Annotated in this window: 14 protein-coding genes; 11 read left to right on the plus strand and 3 right to left on the minus strand. The window is 66.2% G+C overall.

The features are described from left to right. Nucleotides 1–404: 404 nt before the first annotated feature. Both PSEWESI4_RS01415 and pilT read right to left on the minus strand, forming a co-directional pair. Nucleotides 405–1,550: a PilT/PilU family type 4a pilus ATPase gene (locus PSEWESI4_RS01415; RefSeq protein ID WP_187669412.1), complete on the minus strand. Its 1,146-nt coding sequence runs from the start codon at nt 1,548–1,550 to the stop codon at nt 405–407. Between the two features lie 32 nt (nt 1,551–1,582). Continuing rightward, nucleotides 1,583–2,617, minus strand: a complete 1,035-nt coding sequence (gene pilT / locus PSEWESI4_RS01420; protein WP_187669413.1) for a type IV pilus twitching motility protein PilT — start codon at nt 2,615–2,617, stop codon at nt 1,583–1,585. A 63-nt stretch (nt 2,618–2,680) separates the two neighbouring features. On the opposite strand from pilT, the gene PSEWESI4_RS01425 reads away from it, so the two are divergent. From PSEWESI4_RS01425 to PSEWESI4_RS01475, 11 genes are all read left to right on the plus strand, one after another. Next, on the plus strand, nt 2,681–3,385 hold the full coding sequence (locus PSEWESI4_RS01425; RefSeq protein ID WP_187669414.1) for a YggS family pyridoxal phosphate-dependent enzyme: 705 nt from the start codon (nt 2,681–2,683) through the stop codon (nt 3,383–3,385). Nucleotides 3,386–3,395: 10 nt separating this feature from the next. Further along, nucleotides 3,396–4,217, plus strand: coding sequence for a pyrroline-5-carboxylate reductase (proC, locus tag PSEWESI4_RS01430; protein ID WP_187669415.1), 822 nt, complete (start codon nt 3,396–3,398; stop codon nt 4,215–4,217). Between the two features lie 9 nt (nt 4,218–4,226). Next, nucleotides 4,227–4,832 (plus strand): YggT family protein, encoded by a 606-nt coding sequence (locus PSEWESI4_RS01435; RefSeq protein WP_187669416.1) that lies wholly within the window; start codon nt 4,227–4,229, stop codon nt 4,830–4,832. Between the two features lie 182 nt (nt 4,833–5,014). Continuing rightward, a complete protein-coding gene (locus PSEWESI4_RS01440) occupies nt 5,015–5,311 on the plus strand; it encodes a DUF167 domain-containing protein (RefSeq protein ID WP_187669417.1) in 297 nt (98 codons plus the stop codon). A gap of 142 nt (nt 5,312–5,453) precedes the next feature. Further along, nucleotides 5,454–7,433 carry a dynamin-like GTPase family protein gene (locus PSEWESI4_RS01445; protein WP_187669418.1) on the plus strand — a complete coding sequence of 660 codons (1,980 nt, stop codon included), beginning with the start codon at nt 5,454–5,456 and terminating at the stop codon, nt 7,431–7,433. A 174-nt stretch (nt 7,434–7,607) separates the two neighbouring features. Next, on the plus strand, nt 7,608–8,747 hold the full coding sequence (gene metX, locus PSEWESI4_RS01450; RefSeq protein WP_187669419.1) for a homoserine O-succinyltransferase MetX: 1,140 nt from the start codon (nt 7,608–7,610) through the stop codon (nt 8,745–8,747). Nucleotides 8,748–8,749: 2 nt separating this feature from the next. Next, on the plus strand, nt 8,750–9,370 hold the full coding sequence (metW, locus tag PSEWESI4_RS01455; RefSeq protein WP_187669420.1) for a methionine biosynthesis protein MetW: 621 nt from the start codon (nt 8,750–8,752) through the stop codon (nt 9,368–9,370). Nucleotides 9,371–9,393: 23 nt separating this feature from the next. Further along, on the plus strand, nt 9,394–9,813 hold the full coding sequence (locus PSEWESI4_RS01460; protein ID WP_187669421.1) for a DUF4426 domain-containing protein: 420 nt from the start codon (nt 9,394–9,396) through the stop codon (nt 9,811–9,813). Next, complete coding sequence (rdgB, locus tag PSEWESI4_RS01465; RefSeq protein ID WP_187669422.1) at nt 9,810–10,403, plus strand: RdgB/HAM1 family non-canonical purine NTP pyrophosphatase; 594 nt, start codon at nt 9,810–9,812, stop codon at nt 10,401–10,403. Before PSEWESI4_RS01460 ends, rdgB begins: the two co-directional genes overlap by 4 nt. After that, complete coding sequence (hemW, locus tag PSEWESI4_RS01470) at nt 10,400–11,602, plus strand: radical SAM family heme chaperone HemW (RefSeq protein ID WP_187669423.1); 1,203 nt, start codon at nt 10,400–10,402, stop codon at nt 11,600–11,602. The genes rdgB and hemW overlap by 4 nt, the downstream gene beginning before the upstream one ends. Before the next feature lie 373 nt (nt 11,603–11,975). After that, nucleotides 11,976–12,299: a DUF3392 domain-containing protein gene (locus tag PSEWESI4_RS01475; RefSeq protein WP_187669424.1), complete on the plus strand. Its 324-nt coding sequence runs from the start codon at nt 11,976–11,978 to the stop codon at nt 12,297–12,299. Nucleotides 12,300–12,358: 59 nt separating this feature from the next. Here the strand turns inward: PSEWESI4_RS01475 and PSEWESI4_RS01480 are convergent, their stop codons facing one another. Beyond that, nucleotides 12,359–13,663 (minus strand): DUF1329 domain-containing protein, encoded by a 1,305-nt coding sequence (locus PSEWESI4_RS01480; protein WP_235978862.1) that lies wholly within the window; start codon nt 13,661–13,663, stop codon nt 12,359–12,361. Between the last annotated feature and the right edge of the window lie 201 nt (nt 13,664–13,864).

Here is a 13,864-nt window from a genome sequence, read left to right on the forward strand (position 1 = left end):
GCTGGGGAGAGGGCCACGGTTTCAGCCAACACCACCCTCTCCCCCGGCCCTTCTCCCGTAAACGGGAGAGGGGTGACTTGGCCCCACCTCCGTCGCCCGGATGGAATCCGGGGAAAACCGGCAACTCCACTCCCCGGATTGCATCCGGACTACCCGCAACCTCGGCCTGCTCCCTCTCCCATTCATGGGAGAGGGCTGGGGAGAGGGCCACGGTTTCAGCCAACACCACCCTCTCCCCCGGCCCTTCTCCCGTAAACGGGAGAGGGGTGACTTGGCCCCACCTCCGTCGCCCGGATGGAATCCGGGGAAAACCGGCAACTCCGCTTCCCGGATTGCATCCGGGCTACCGCTGAACACACGGCGCACCCTACGAAAAACGGCGCCCGAAGGCGCCGTTCTGCGTTTCAGCGGAAACGTCGGCCGGGGTCTTCGTCGCTGACTTCCAGGCTTAGCCCTTCGGCCATGTGGCTGAGATGGTCGCCGTCGGTCTCCGAGCCGAGCTTGATCAGCAGGCGCAGGTCGTTGGCCGAGTCGGCGTACAGCAGCGCGTCCTCGTAGGTGATCTCGCCCTGGCTGTAGAGGTTGTACAGCGCCTGGTCGAAGGTCTGCATGCCCAGCTCGGTGGAGCGCTTCATCAGCGCCTTGAGCTCGTGCACCTCGCCCTTGCGGATCAGGTCGGCGGCCAGCGGGGTGTTGATCAGCACCTCGATCACCGCGCGGCGGCCCTTGCCATCCGGGGTCGGCACCAGTTGCTGGGCGACGATGGCCTTGAGGTTCAGCGACAGGTCCATCCACACCTGGTTGTGCCGGTCCGGCGGGAAGAAGTTGATGATCCGGTCCAGCGCCTGGTTGGCGTTGTTGGCGTGCAGGGTGGCCAGGCACAGGTGGCCGGTCTCGGCGAAGGCCACGGCGTAGTCCATGGTCTCGCGGGTACGGATCTCGCCGATCAGGATCACGTCCGGCGCCTGGCGCAGGGTGTTCTTCAGGGCCACGTCGAAGGACTCGGTGTCCAGGCCCACCTCGCGCTGGGTGACGATGCAGTTCTGGTGCTGGTGGATGTACTCGATCGGGTCTTCGATGGAGATGATGTGGCCGCTGCTGTTCTTGTTGCGGTAGCCGATCATCGCCGCCAGCGAGGTGGACTTGCCGGTGCCGGTGGCGCCGACGAACAGCACCAGGCCGCGCTTGGTCATCGCCAGTTTCTTCAGGATCTCCGGCAGCTTGAGGTCGTCGATGGTCGGGATGTTGGTCTCGATGCGACGCAGCACCATGCCCACCAGGTTGCGCTGGTAGAAGGCGCTGACCCGGAAACGGCCGATGCCGCGGGCGCTGATGGCGAAGTTGCACTCGTGGTTCTTGGCGAAGTCGTGCCGCTGCTGCTCGTTCATCACGCCCAGCACCGTCTCGCGGGTCTGTTCCGGCGACATGGCCGTCTTGGTCACCGGCATGATCTTGCCGTTGACCTTCATCGATGGCGGCACGCCGGCGGTGATGAACAGGTCGGACCCGCCTTTTTCCACCATCAGGCGGAGCAGCTTCTCGAATTCCATGGTGTCGTCTCTCGCTTACCCTGCGGGTTCGGTCAGAAGGTGTCCGGGTTCTTGGATTTTTCCCGCGCGACATCGCGGCTGACCAGCCCCTTGGCGACCAGGTTCTTCAGGCACATGTCGAGGGTCTGCATGCCCAGCGAGCCGCCGGTCTGGATCGCCGAGTACATCTGCGCCACCTTGTCCTCGCGGATCAGGTTACGGATCGCCGGGGTGCCGATCATGATCTCGTGGGCGGCCACCCGGCCGCCGCCGATCTTCTTCAGCAGGGTCTGCGAGATCACCGCCTGCAGCGATTCGGAAAGCATCGAGCGGACCATGGACTTTTCTTCCGCCGGGAACACGTCGACCACCCGGTCGATGGTCTTGGCCGCCGAGGTGGTGTGCAGGGTGCCGAACACCAGGTGGCCGGTTTCCGCGGCGGTCAGCGCCAGGCGGATGGTCTCCAGGTCCCGCATCTCGCCGACCAGGATGATGTCCGGGTCTTCCCGCAGCGCCGAGCGCAGGGCTTCGGAGAAGCCATGGGTGTCGCGGTGCACCTCGCGCTGGTTGACCAGGCACTTCTTGGATTCGTGGACGAATTCGATCGGGTCCTCGATGGTGAGGATGTGGTGGTACTTGGTGTTGTTCAGGTAGTCGAGCATCGCCGCCAGGGTGGTGGACTTGCCCGAACCGGTCGGGCCGGTGACCAGCACCAGGCCGCGCGGCACGTCGGTGATCTTGCGGAACACCTCGCCCATGCCGAGCTCTTCCATGGTCAGCACTTTCGAGGGAATGGTCCGGAACACCGCGCCGGAGCCACGGTTCTGGTTGAAGGCGTTGACCCGGAAACGCGCGACGCCGGGCACTTCGAAGGAGAAGTCGGTCTCGAGGAACTCCTCGTAATCCTTGCGCTGCTTGTCGTTCATGATGTCGTAGATCAGCGCGTGCACCTGCTTGTGGTCCAGCGGCGGCAGGTTGATGCGGCGCACATCGCCATCGACCCGGATCATCGGCGGCAGACCGGCCGAAAGGTGCAAGTCGGAAGCGCCTTGCTTGGCACTGAAGGCAAGCAGCTCGGTGATGTCCATGGAACTCCCCAAAGTCGAGCAAGCAGGTAGAATGCCGCTGTCTCCGAGCGGCTGGCGCAAGTAATGTCCACGATAGCAAAGAATATTGCAAAGGTCGGTGAGCGTATCCGTGAGGCGGCGCAAGCCGCGGGGCGCGAGGCCGCGACGGTCGGCCTGCTGGCGGTGAGCAAGACCAAGCCGGCCGCCGATATCCGCGAAGCGTTCGCCGCCGGATTGCACGACTTCGGCGAGAACTACCTGCAGGAAGCCCTGGCCAAGCAGGCGGAACTGGGCGACCTGCCACTGACCTGGCACTTCATCGGGCCGATCCAGTCGAACAAGTGCAAGGCGATCGCCGAGCACTTCGCCTGGGTGCATTCGGTCGACCGGCTGAAAGTCGCCCAGCGCCTGTCCGACCTGCGCCCGGACGACCTGCCGCCCTTGAACGTCTGCCTGCAGGTCAATATCAGCGGCGAAGCCAGCAAGTCCGGCTGCGCGCCGGAACAACTGGCCGAACTGGCGGTCGCCGTGGCCCGCCTGCCGCGCCTGAAACTGCGCGGGTTGATGGCGATTCCCGAGCCCTGCGACGATCCGCACGAGCAGCGCGCCGTATTCGCCCGCGTGCGGGCCCTGGCCGACGAACTGAACGCCAGCCTGCCACTCGACCTCGACACGCTATCCATGGGCATGAGCCACGACCTGGAGGCCGCCATCGCCGAAGGCGCCACCTGGGTGCGGATCGGCACCGCCCTGTTCGGCGCCCGCGACTATCCGGCGCCCTCTATATAAGGAAACCATCATGAGCCACTCCCGTATCGCCTTCATCGGCGCCGGCAACATGGCCGCCAGCCTGATCGGCGGCCTGCGCGCCCAGGGCCTGCCGGCCGACGCCATCCGCGCCAGCGACCCGGGCGCCGAGCAGCGCGCCAGGATCGCCGCCGAGCACGGCATCCAGGTCTTCGAAAGCAACGCCGAGGCCATCCAGGGCGCCGACGTGGTCGTCCTGGCGGTCAAGCCGCAGGTCATGAAAACCGTCTGCCAGGCCCTGGCGCCGAACCTGTCCGGCAACCCGTTGATCGTCTCGATCGCCGCCGGCATCACCTGCGCCAGCCTGGAAAACTGGCTCGGCGCGCCCCGTCCCATCGTGCGCTGCATGCCCAACACCCCGGCGCTGCTGCGCGAGGGCGTCAGCGGCCTGTACGCCAACGGCGAGGTGAGTGCCGCCCAGAAGACCCTGGCCGAGCAACTGCTGTCCGCCGTCGGCCTGGCGCTGTGGCTGGAGGAAGAGGCGTTGATCGACGCGGTCACCGCCGTTTCCGGCAGCGGCCCGGCGTACTTCTTCCTGCTCATCGAGGCGATGACCGCCGCCGGCGAGAAACTCGGCCTGCCGCGCGACACCGCCGCCCGGCTGACCCTGCAGACCGCCCTCGGCGCCGCGCGCATGGCAGTCGCCAGCGATGTCGACGCCGCCGAACTGCGCCGTCGGGTAACCTCCCCGGCCGGCACCACCGAGGCGGCGATCAAGACCTTCCAGGCCGGCGGCTTCGAAGCGCTGGTCCAACAAGCCCTGGACGCCGCCGCCAAGCGCTCGGCCGAACTGGCCGAACAACTGGGTCAATAAGGAGCCCCCATGTCCGGATTCGCCGAAGCCCTCATCTACATCATCCAGACCCTGGGCAGCCTGTACCTGCTGATCGTCCTGCTGCGCTTCATCCTGCAACTGGTGCGCGCCGACTTCTACAACCCGCTCAGCCAGTTCGTGGTCAAGGCCACCCAGCCGCTGCTCAAGCCGCTGCGCCGGGTGGTCCCCGGCTTCGCCGGGCTGGACCTGGCCTCGCTGGTCCTGGCCATCCTGGTGCAATTGCTGCTGATGGCGATCACCCTGACCCTGGCCGGCTTCAACGTCGGCGGCTTCCTGCTACAACTGCTGGTCTGGTCGCTGATCGGCGTCACCTCGCTGTTCCTCAAGGTGTTCTTCTTCGCCCTGATCGTCAGCGTGATCCTCTCCTGGGTCGCCCCGGGCAGCTACAACCCCGGCGCGCAACTGGTCAACCAGATCTGCGAACCGCTGCTGGCGCCGTTCCGCCGCCTGCTGCCGAACCTCGGCGGCCTGGACATCTCGCCGATCTTCGCGTTCATCGCCATCAACCTGGTGGACCGCTTCGTGCTCGGCTACCTGGCCGCCGCCACCGGCCTGGCCGGCCCGCTGAAGCAGATCGTCGGCCCGTTCTTCTGAAAACCCGCCGCGTGGCAGCGATACCGCGACCGCTGGCACGCACACTCCCCTCTCCCTTCGGAGCGGGGCGTGTAGCCAGGGGCCGGGAGTGAGGGGCCAAAGTGTCGCTGCAATACCTGGAACCAGGGCCGTTCGCACTTGATGACGCACCCAAGCCCGCGAGCTTCACGAAGGATGTCTGCATGAGTTTCTTCCGCTGGGACGGCGAGGACCTGATCCTCGATTGCCACCTGCAACCCAAGGCGAGCCGCGACGAGTTCGCCGGGCTGCACGGCGAGCGCCTGAAGATCCGCCTCACCGCGCCGCCCGTGGAAGGCAAGGCCAATGCCCATCTGCTGAAATTCCTGGCCGAGGCCTTCGGCGTGGCGAAAAGCCAGGTGCGCCTGGAAAGCGGCGAGCTGAACCGCCAGAAGCGGGTACGCATCCAGGCGCCGAAACGCCTGCCGGCCGAGCTGCAATTGACCGCCCACACCGGCTGACCGACCTTAGGGCGGGTCGTCCATGGCGGCCAATTGACGCCATCCGCCACTCCCGCATAATGCGTCGAGACGGTCACCGTTGCGCTGCAGCGTTACCTTTCTTCAAATGACCGCAGGATGCGCCGCCGAAAGGAGAGCCCGGATGAGCATGGAACGTCTCAGTCAGCAAGTCGAAGCCTATGTGGCCTGGAAGCGCGAGCTGATGCGCGAGGTCACCCGCTACCGTAGCTGGCTGGTGCAGAACCGGCTGAACACCGAGGCCATCGAGGCGCGCCTGGATGCCGCCATCCGCCTGCTGCGCACCGATCACATCACCCTGGCTTTCGTCGGCGAGTTCTCGCGCGGCAAGACCGAGCTGATCAACAGTCTGTTCTTCTCCTCCTACGGCCAGCGCATGCTGCCCTCGCAGGCCGGGCGCACCACCATGTGCCCCACCGAGCTGTTCTTCGACCCGCGCTCGGAGCGCCCCTACATCCGTCTGCTGCCGATCGAGACGCGCCTGGCCGAGGCCAGCGTCGCCCAGTTCAAGCGCATTCCCGGGCACTGGGTGAACATCCCGCTGGACCCGGACGACCCGGTCAACATGATCCAGGCCTTCGCCCAGGTGGCGAAGACCAAGCCGATGCCGGTCGAGCAGGCGATCCAGTTCGGCTTCCACCCGGACATGCTGGAATCCGCCGGCAAGCCCGACCTGGTGCAGGTGCCGGCCTGGCGCCACGCGCTGATCAACTTCGACCACCCGCTGCTGCGCCAGGGCCTGCGCATCCTCGACACCCCCGGCCTGAACGCGCTGGGCAGCGAGCCGGAGCTGACCCTGTCGATGCTGCCCAACGCCCAGGCGATCATCTTCCTGCTCGCCGCCGACACCGGGGTAACCGCCAGCGACATGGACATCTGGCGCAACCACATCCGCCAGCTCGACGAAGACACCCAGACCAGCCTGTTCGCCGTGCTCAACAAGATCGACGTGCTGTGGGACGACCTGGCCGGCGAGATCTTCGTGCAGAACGCCATCGCCCAGGTACAGAGCGCCACCGCCAAGCAGCTCGGCATCTCCAGCGACGACGTGCTGCCGCTGTCGGCCAAGCAGGCGCTGCTGGCCAAGGTGCGCAACGACAGCCAGTTGCTCCAGCGCAGCCAGTTGGAAGCCCTGGAGAACCTGCTCTGCGAACGCATCGTCGCGCAGAAGGAACGCCTCCTCGAGCAGCGCGTGGTCAACCAGGTGCTGGCCCTGGTGCAGAACAGCCAGCACGTGCTCAACCAGCGCCTGGAGAAGGTCCGCGAGCAGCAGGGCGAGCTCTCCAACCACCAGCAGGACAACGGCCAGTTGCTGTTCGAGCTGACCGCCAAGACCAAGCACGACCACAACCAGCACCACAAGCGCCTGCTCAACCTGAAGACCAACCAGCGCCTCCTGCAACGCCAGGGCGAACTGCTCTGCGCCGCAGTGCGCGGCGAGCGCCTGGACGAGCATCTGGAGAAGCTGCGCGCCAACCTCGGCGGAAGCTGGACCACCTTCGGCATCCACCAGGCGATCCTGCATTTCTTCCACTCGGTGGAGCAGGACATGCACCATCTCGGCCAGGAAGCCGAGACGGCCAACAAGATGGTCGCCGCCATCTACCAGCGCCACAACGAGGAAAACCCGCTGCACGGCATCGACGCGCCGCTGTTCAACATCGCCCCCTACCAGCGCGAGCTGCAACAGTTGCGCGAGAAGGGAGACCAGTTCCGCCTGCACCTCAAGACCCTGCTGACCGAACAGCGCGTGCTGACCCGGCGCTTCTTCGCCACCCTGGTGCAGGAAGTCGTCGGCCTGCACCAGCGCCTGCGCCAGGAAGCCGCGCAGTGGTCGCACGACGCGCTGATGCCGCTGATGCAGCACACCCTGGAGCACAAGCAACTGCTGGAAAGCCACATGTTGCGCCTCAAGGCCCTGGCCCAGGACACCCAGCAGGCGCGCCAGCGCGGCGAGCGCCTGCAACGCTACGTCAGCGAACTGGAACAGCAGCTCCAGCAATCGGCGGAAATCCTCCGCGCGCTGCGCCGACCCGCGCCGATCCAGCGCCAGGGCAAGGTGGTCACCCTGCCAGTGGCCAGCCGGCAGCAGAGCGGCGAGTAGCCTCAGACTCCCCGTAGGGTGGGCTTCAGCCCACCAATTCAAACTTCATCTCCGCTCGGTGGGCTGAAAGCCCACCCTACTCTTTTCATGGCGCCGCCACCCCGCCCCAGCCCGCTTGCCGCAAGGGGCGACGCTCTTTAGACTGGCGCCCTTTCCCCATCCGAGAGCAGGGTGATGCCCGCCGTCTTTGCCGAAGACTCCGTTGGCCTGGTCACACCCCAGGTCGCCCATTTCAGTGAACCCCTGGCGTTGGCCTGTGGCCGCAGCCTGGGTGACTACCAACTGGTCTACGAGACCTATGGCGAGTTGAACGCCGCGCGCAGCAACGCGGTGCTGATCTGCCACGCGCTGTCCGGCCATCATCACGCCGCCGGCTATCACAGCGCAGACGAACGCAAGCCGGGCTGGTGGGATAGCTGCATCGGCCCCGGCAAGCCGATCGACACCCGCAAGTTCTTCGTCGTCAGCCTCAACAACCTCGGCGGCTGCAACGGCTCCACCGGCCCGTCGAGCATCAACCCGGCAACCGGCACCCCGTTCGGCGCCGAGTTCCCGGTGATGACCGTGGAAGACTGGGTGCACAGCCAGGCGCGGCTGGCCGACCTGCTCGGCATCCAGCAATGGGCGGCGGTGGTCGGCGGCAGCCTCGGCGGCATGCAGGCGCTGCAATGGACCATCACCTACCCCGAGCGCGTGCGCCACTGCCTGGCGATTGCCTCGGCGCCCAAGTTGTCGGCGCAGAACATCGCCTTCAACGAGGTGGCGCGCCAGGCGATCCTCACCGACCCGGAATTCCACGGCGGGCATTTCCAGGAACAGGGCGTGATCCCCAAGCGCGGCCTGATGCTGGCGCGCATGGTCGGGCACATCACCTACCTGTCCGACGACGCCATGGGCGAGAAATTCGGCCGCGGCCTGAAGAGCGAGAAGCTCAACTACGACTTCCACAGCGTCGAGTTCCAGGTGGAAAGCTACCTGCGCTACCAGGGCGAGGAGTTCTCCGGGCGCTTCGACGCCAACACCTACCTGCTGATGACCAAGGCGCTCGACTACTTCGACCCGGCGGCCGCCCACGACGGCGACCTGGCCAGGACCCTGTCGGTGGCCCAGGCCGACTTCTGCGTGATGTCCTTCACCACCGACTGGCGCTTCTCGCCGGCGCGCTCGCGGGAGATCGTCGACGCCCTGCTCGCCGCGCGCAAGAACGTCAGCTACCTGGAAATCGACGCGCCGCAAGGACACGACGCCTTCCTGATGCCGATCCCGCGCTACCTGCAGGCGTTTCGCGGCTACATGAACAGGATCGAGGTGTAATCATGCGAGCGGATCTGGAGATCATCCAGGAATGGATCCCCGCCGGCAGCCGGGTGCTCGACCTCGGCTGCGGCAATGGCGAACTCCTCGCCTGGCTGCGCGACCACAAGCAGGTCAGCGGCTACGGCCTGGAAATCGACGCCGACAAGATCGCCCAGTGCATCGAGCGCGGCGTCAACGTCATCGAGCAGAACCTCGACGAAGGCCTCGGCAACTTCGCCAGCAACAGCTTCGACGTGGTGGTGATGACCCAGTCGCTGCAAGCCCTGCACTTTCCCGACAGGGTGCTGGAGGAAATGCTGCGGGTGGGCAAGACCTGCATCATCACCTTCCCCAACTTCGCCCACTGGCGCTGCCGCTGGTACCTGACCACCAAGGGCCGCATGCCGGTGTCGGAATTCCTGCCCTACACCTGGTACAACACGCCGAACATCCACTTCTGCACCTTCAAGGATTTCGAAGCGCTGTGCCGCGAACGCCGGGTGCGCGTACTCGACCGCCTGGCCGTCGACCAGCAGCATCGCGACGGCCTGGCCAGCCGCCTTTGGCCTAATCTGTTAGGGGAGATCGGCATCTATCGCGTCAGCGGGCCTGGCGTGCTGGATCACCGCATCGCCGTCTGACCGCCTGAACAAGGAGATCCACCATGCGCCGCTTCGTCCTGTTTCTCTGCGCCCTGTGCCTGGCCTTGCCGGCGCTGGCCGAGCGCAAGATCAGCTTCGGCGAGCTGGATGTGCACTACAGCGCCTTCAACTCCAGCTTCCTGCAACCTGAGATCGCCACCGCCACCGGGCTGACCCGCAGCAAGACCCAGGGCGTGCTCAACATCGCCGTGCTCAAGGGCGGCAAGGCCAGCACCGCCAAGGTCAGCGGCCAGGTCACCGACCTGCTCGGCAAGATCCGCACGCTGAGCTTCAAGGAAGTCAACGACAGCGGCGCCATCTACTACCTGGCGCAGTTCCCCATGGACCAGCAGGAAGTCCTGCGCTTCGCCATCCAGGTGCAGGCCGGCGAAGGCGCCGTCAACAGCTTCGATTTCAGCCAGGAATTCTTCCCCGACCCATGATGCCGCTTCGCGAACTCGTACTGGCCAGCCACAACGCTGGCAAACTCAAGGAACTCCAGGCTCTTCTCGGCGACGCGGTGCGCGTGCGCTCGGTGGCCGAGTTCAGCAGCCACGAACCGGAAGAGACCGGTCTCTCCTTCATCGAAAACGCCATCCTCAAGGCCCGCCACGCCGCACAGGTGTCCGGCCTGCCGGCGCTGGCCGACGACTCGGGCCTGGCGGTGGACGCCCTCGGCGGCGCGCCGGGCATCTACTCGGCGCGCTACGCCGATGGCCAGGGCGACGCCGCCAACAACGCCAAGCTGCTGGAAGCCCTGAAGGACGTACCGGACGCCGAGCGCGGCGCCCAGTTCGTCTGCGCCCTGGCCCTGCTGCGGCACGCCGAAGACCCGCTGCCGATCCTCTGCGAAGGGCTCTGGCACGGCCGCATCCTCCACGAGGCGCGCGGCGAGCACGGCTTCGGCTACGACCCGCTGTTCTGGGTGCCCGAACGCGACTGCTCCAGCGCCGAACTGTCTCCCGTCGAGAAGAACCAGCTAAGTCACCGGGCCAGGGCGATGGCGCTGCTCAGGCAGCGGCTGGGACTATGAAAGCGGCAAGCCACGAGCCGCAAGCAGCAAGCAAAAGCGACTTGCAGCTTGAGGCTTGCAGCTTCGAGCTGCCGCCTCTGGCGGCCTACATCCATATCCCCTGGTGCGTGCGCAAGTGCCCGTACTGCGACTTCAACTCCCACGCCGCCGGGCCCGAGCTGCCGGAGGAGGCGTACGTCGATGCGCTGCTCGCCGACCTGGATGCCGACCTGACGCATGTCCACGGCCGCGAGCTGACCTCGATCTTCTTCGGTGGCGGCACGCCCAGCCTGTTCAGCGCCGCAGCCCTGGGCCGGCTGCTGGAAGGGGTCGAGCGGCGGGTGCCGTTCGCGCGCGACATCGAGATCACCCTGGAAGCCAACCCCGGCACCTTCGAGCAGGCCAAGTTCAGCGCCTACCGCCGGCTCGGTATCAACCGCCTGTCGATCGGCATCCAGAGCTTCCAGGAAAGCCAGCTCAAGGCGCTCGGCCGCATCCACGACGGCGCCGAGGCGATCCGCGCGGCGGACATGGCGCGCGCCGCCGGCTTCGACAACTTCAACCTCGACCTGATGCACGGCCTGCCCGGCCAGACGGTCGAGGACGCTCTGGCCGACCTGCGCACCGCCATCGCCCAGGCGCCGACGCACCTGTCCTGGTACCAGTTGACCCTGGAACCCAACACGGTGTTCTGGAACCAGCCGCCGACGCTGCCCGAGGACGACATCCTCTGGGACATCCAGGAAGCCGGCCAGGCGCTGCTCGCCGAGCACGGCTACGCGCAGTATGAAATCTCCGCCTACGCTCGCGACGGCCGCCGCGCGCGGCACAACCTGAACTACTGGACCTTCGGCGACTTCCTCGGCATCGGCGCCGGTGCCCACGCCAAGCTGAGCACCCCGGACGGGCTCATCCGCCGCACCTGGAAGACCCGCCTGCCCAAGGACTACCTCGACCCGGCCAAGCGCTTCCAGGCCGGCGAGCGACGGCTCGAAGCGGACGAACTGCCCTTCGAGTTCCTGATGAACGTACTGCGCCTCAGCGAGGGCGCACCGGCCGCGCTCTTCACCGCCCGCACCGGCCTGCCCCTGGCCAGCCTGAGTGCCGGCCGCCATGAGGCCGAGCGGCGCGGCCTGCTGGAAGCCGACCCGCAGCGGCTGGTGGCTACCGCCAAGGGGCAGTTGTTCCTCAATGATCTGTTGCAGTTGTTTTTGGCTTAGTGCCTGGTAGGTGGGGCAGGCTCAGGTTTTTTTTATAGAGTGAGTGATCTGGCCGCCGGGCTGGCTCCAAAGTCCGCCCCTCACCCTAGCCCTCTCCCGAAGGGAGAGGGGACTGTTCGGTGTGGCTTGGCGGCTCGGTGCTTGAACCTTGCCGTCGAGTGGCCTGACAGAATTCTCCGGAGCACGGCACGATACCTGACCGACGCCACGGTATAGCCCCCTCTCCCTCCGGGAGAGGGTTGGGGTGAGGGGCGGAGCTTCAGTCACACTCCAGGCTCCCCAACCACCCCCTCCCCAAAACCCGGAAAAGCGACTCGGCAGACCCGGCCACAAGCCTTAAACTCGGCCTTTTCCATCAGAGCCAAGGAACCGCATGGACCTGCTACTCGACCTGATCGCCACCGTGTCGCGTTGGACGCGCGGCCATCTCCACGACATCTCCCTGGCCATCATGGCCACCCTGCTGGTGCTGTTCGGCCCAGGCATCAACGCCTGGGTGCAGCAGCGCATCGGCGGCCTCAATTTCGTCTTCCGCACCCTGCTGTTCGTGGTGCTCTGCGCGGTCGGCTACGGCCTGGCGATGATCTTCCTGACGCCCTGGCTGGCCAAGGGGCTGGGCTACTTCAACAACTACGCCCTGGCGCCGGTACTGCTGCTGGTGTTCTTCCTGATCGGTGTAATCGCCGATCGCAACTGAAGCGTCTCCAACGAAAAAGCCGCCTTGAAAGGCGGCTTTTCATTTGCAACGACAACAGCTCAGTTCCCTTCGCGGCGCAGCGCCTGCGGGGTGAAGTCGCGTGGGCTGAGCGTCGCCTGGAAGTTGTACATCGGCTCGTTGTTGTCGAGGCCGTCGGCGAAGTAGCGGTCGCCCGCGAAGTCGTAGATGGTCTCCAGGGTGCTGCCGAACATCGGCGCATCGTAGTAGCTGATCGGGTGGCTTTCCTGCAAGCCGACCAGTTCGCCGCGCTTGTCGTACAGGTCGACGGCGAGGATCTGCCAACTGTCCTCGTCCAGATAGAAGCGGCGTTGCGCATAGGGATGGCTGAAGCCGGTGCGCAACTGCGCCTCGACCACCCAGACACGGTGCAGCTCGTAGCGCAGCAGCTCGGGATTGACGTGCTTGCGCTGCAGGATGTCGGCGTAGGGGATGCCCTTCTGGTGCACCGCGTAGCTGTTGTAGGGCACCAGCATTTCCTGCTTGCCGAGCATCGTCCACTCGTAGCGGTCGGGCGCGCCGTTGTAGGTGTCCACCTGGTCGGCGGTGGCCATGCCGTTGGTGTCCGGCTGCGGCGTGTCGAAGGCCAGCATCGGCAGGCGGCGCACGCGGCGTTCGCCACGGTTGAAGCGCCAGGCCTTGCGGATCGCCAGCACCTGATCGAGGGTTTCCTGCACCACCAGCGCGGAGCCGGCGACCTTGGCCGGCGCCACCACCCGGTACTTGTAGTAGAACAGGGTGTTGTCCAGGCCCTGCGGGGTCATGCCTTCGCGGCCGTAGACGAAGTAGATGTCGCGATCCAGCTTGAGCAGGTTGTAGCTGCCATTGGCGAGCACCGCCGCCTGGTTGGTGACCAGGTGGATCTGCTCGCCGCGATAGCGCAGGACATGGTTCCAGATCGCTTCCTGGCCGCTCTGCGGCAGCGGGAAGGGAACGCCCGCGGCAACGCCCTGCACGCCGTTGCCGCCGGAGATCAGTTCGGCGTTCTCGGCGTTGAAGCGGGTCGCGGCGTAGATGCGCTGCGGGGCCGCGGCGCTACGGCGGCTGGGCATCACCCGCAGGTGATAGGACGGCTGGCGTTCGAGCAGGCGCTGCAGGCCCGGCGTCAGCAGCTTCTGGTACTGATCCAGGTTGTCGCGGTTGACCACGTACTGCACGGCGTCGGCTGCGTAGGGATCGGGATGGTGCATGCCCGGCTGGTAGCCGGCGATGGGCTTGTCCAGGCCGCCATCCCAGGCGGGGATGGTACCGGCGGCGTTGCCAGCGCGTTCACCGCCCAGCGGGGTGAGGTCCTGGCCGAGCCGGTCGGCCTGCTCGGGGCTGACCTTGGCCTGGGCCGGCAGCATGGCCAGCGTCAGCAACAGAATGGCAAACGATCTCAAGGGGGATACTCCTTCGCGGCGACGTGGCGGCGTCGCTCCAACCTTCATGGCTGTTGTGTTTGTCGTGGCGAGGGCTCCTGGCCAGGCCAGGGCGCGTCCAAGCGGAATGGCATGTTAGGCCAGAGCGTTGGCGCTGTCTCGCCGCAACGGATGCAAATGCGAAGG

Origin of the sequence: Zestomonas carbonaria (genome assembly GCF_904061905.1) — a bacterium.
Taxonomy (GTDB): Bacteria; Pseudomonadota; Gammaproteobacteria; order Pseudomonadales; family Pseudomonadaceae; genus Aquipseudomonas; species Aquipseudomonas carbonaria.

What these genes read in the sequence shown, in the direction of transcription:
- PSEWESI4_RS01460 (WP_187669421.1), top strand. Translation starts at nt 9,394, where the DNA reads ATGCGCCGCTTCGTCCTGTTTCTCTGCGCCCTGTGCCTGGCCTTGCCG.
- proC (WP_187669415.1), top strand. Translation starts at nt 3,396, where the DNA reads ATGAGCCACTCCCGTATCGCCTTCATCGGCGCCGGCAACATGGCCGCC.
- metW (WP_187669420.1), top strand. Translation starts at nt 8,750, where the DNA reads ATGCGAGCGGATCTGGAGATCATCCAGGAATGGATCCCCGCCGGCAGC.
- rdgB (WP_187669422.1), top strand. Translation starts at nt 9,810, where the DNA reads ATGATGCCGCTTCGCGAACTCGTACTGGCCAGCCACAACGCTGGCAAA.
- metX (WP_187669419.1), top strand. Translation starts at nt 7,608, where the DNA reads ATGCCCGCCGTCTTTGCCGAAGACTCCGTTGGCCTGGTCACACCCCAG.
- PSEWESI4_RS01480 (WP_235978862.1), bottom strand. Translation starts at nt 13,663, where the DNA reads ATGCTGCCGGCCCAGGCCAAGGTCAGCCCCGAGCAGGCCGACCGGCTC.
- hemW (WP_187669423.1), top strand. Translation starts at nt 10,400, where the DNA reads ATGAAAGCGGCAAGCCACGAGCCGCAAGCAGCAAGCAAAAGCGACTTG.
- PSEWESI4_RS01475 (WP_187669424.1), top strand. Translation starts at nt 11,976, where the DNA reads ATGGACCTGCTACTCGACCTGATCGCCACCGTGTCGCGTTGGACGCGC.
- PSEWESI4_RS01445 (WP_187669418.1), top strand. Translation starts at nt 5,454, where the DNA reads ATGAGCATGGAACGTCTCAGTCAGCAAGTCGAAGCCTATGTGGCCTGG.
- PSEWESI4_RS01425 (WP_187669414.1), top strand. Translation starts at nt 2,681, where the DNA reads ATGTCCACGATAGCAAAGAATATTGCAAAGGTCGGTGAGCGTATCCGT.
- PSEWESI4_RS01415 (WP_187669412.1), bottom strand. Translation starts at nt 1,550, where the DNA reads ATGGAATTCGAGAAGCTGCTCCGCCTGATGGTGGAAAAAGGCGGGTCC.
- PSEWESI4_RS01435 (WP_187669416.1), top strand. Translation starts at nt 4,227, where the DNA reads ATGTCCGGATTCGCCGAAGCCCTCATCTACATCATCCAGACCCTGGGC.
- pilT (WP_187669413.1), bottom strand. Translation starts at nt 2,617, where the DNA reads ATGGACATCACCGAGCTGCTTGCCTTCAGTGCCAAGCAAGGCGCTTCC.
- PSEWESI4_RS01440 (WP_187669417.1), top strand. Translation starts at nt 5,015, where the DNA reads ATGAGTTTCTTCCGCTGGGACGGCGAGGACCTGATCCTCGATTGCCAC.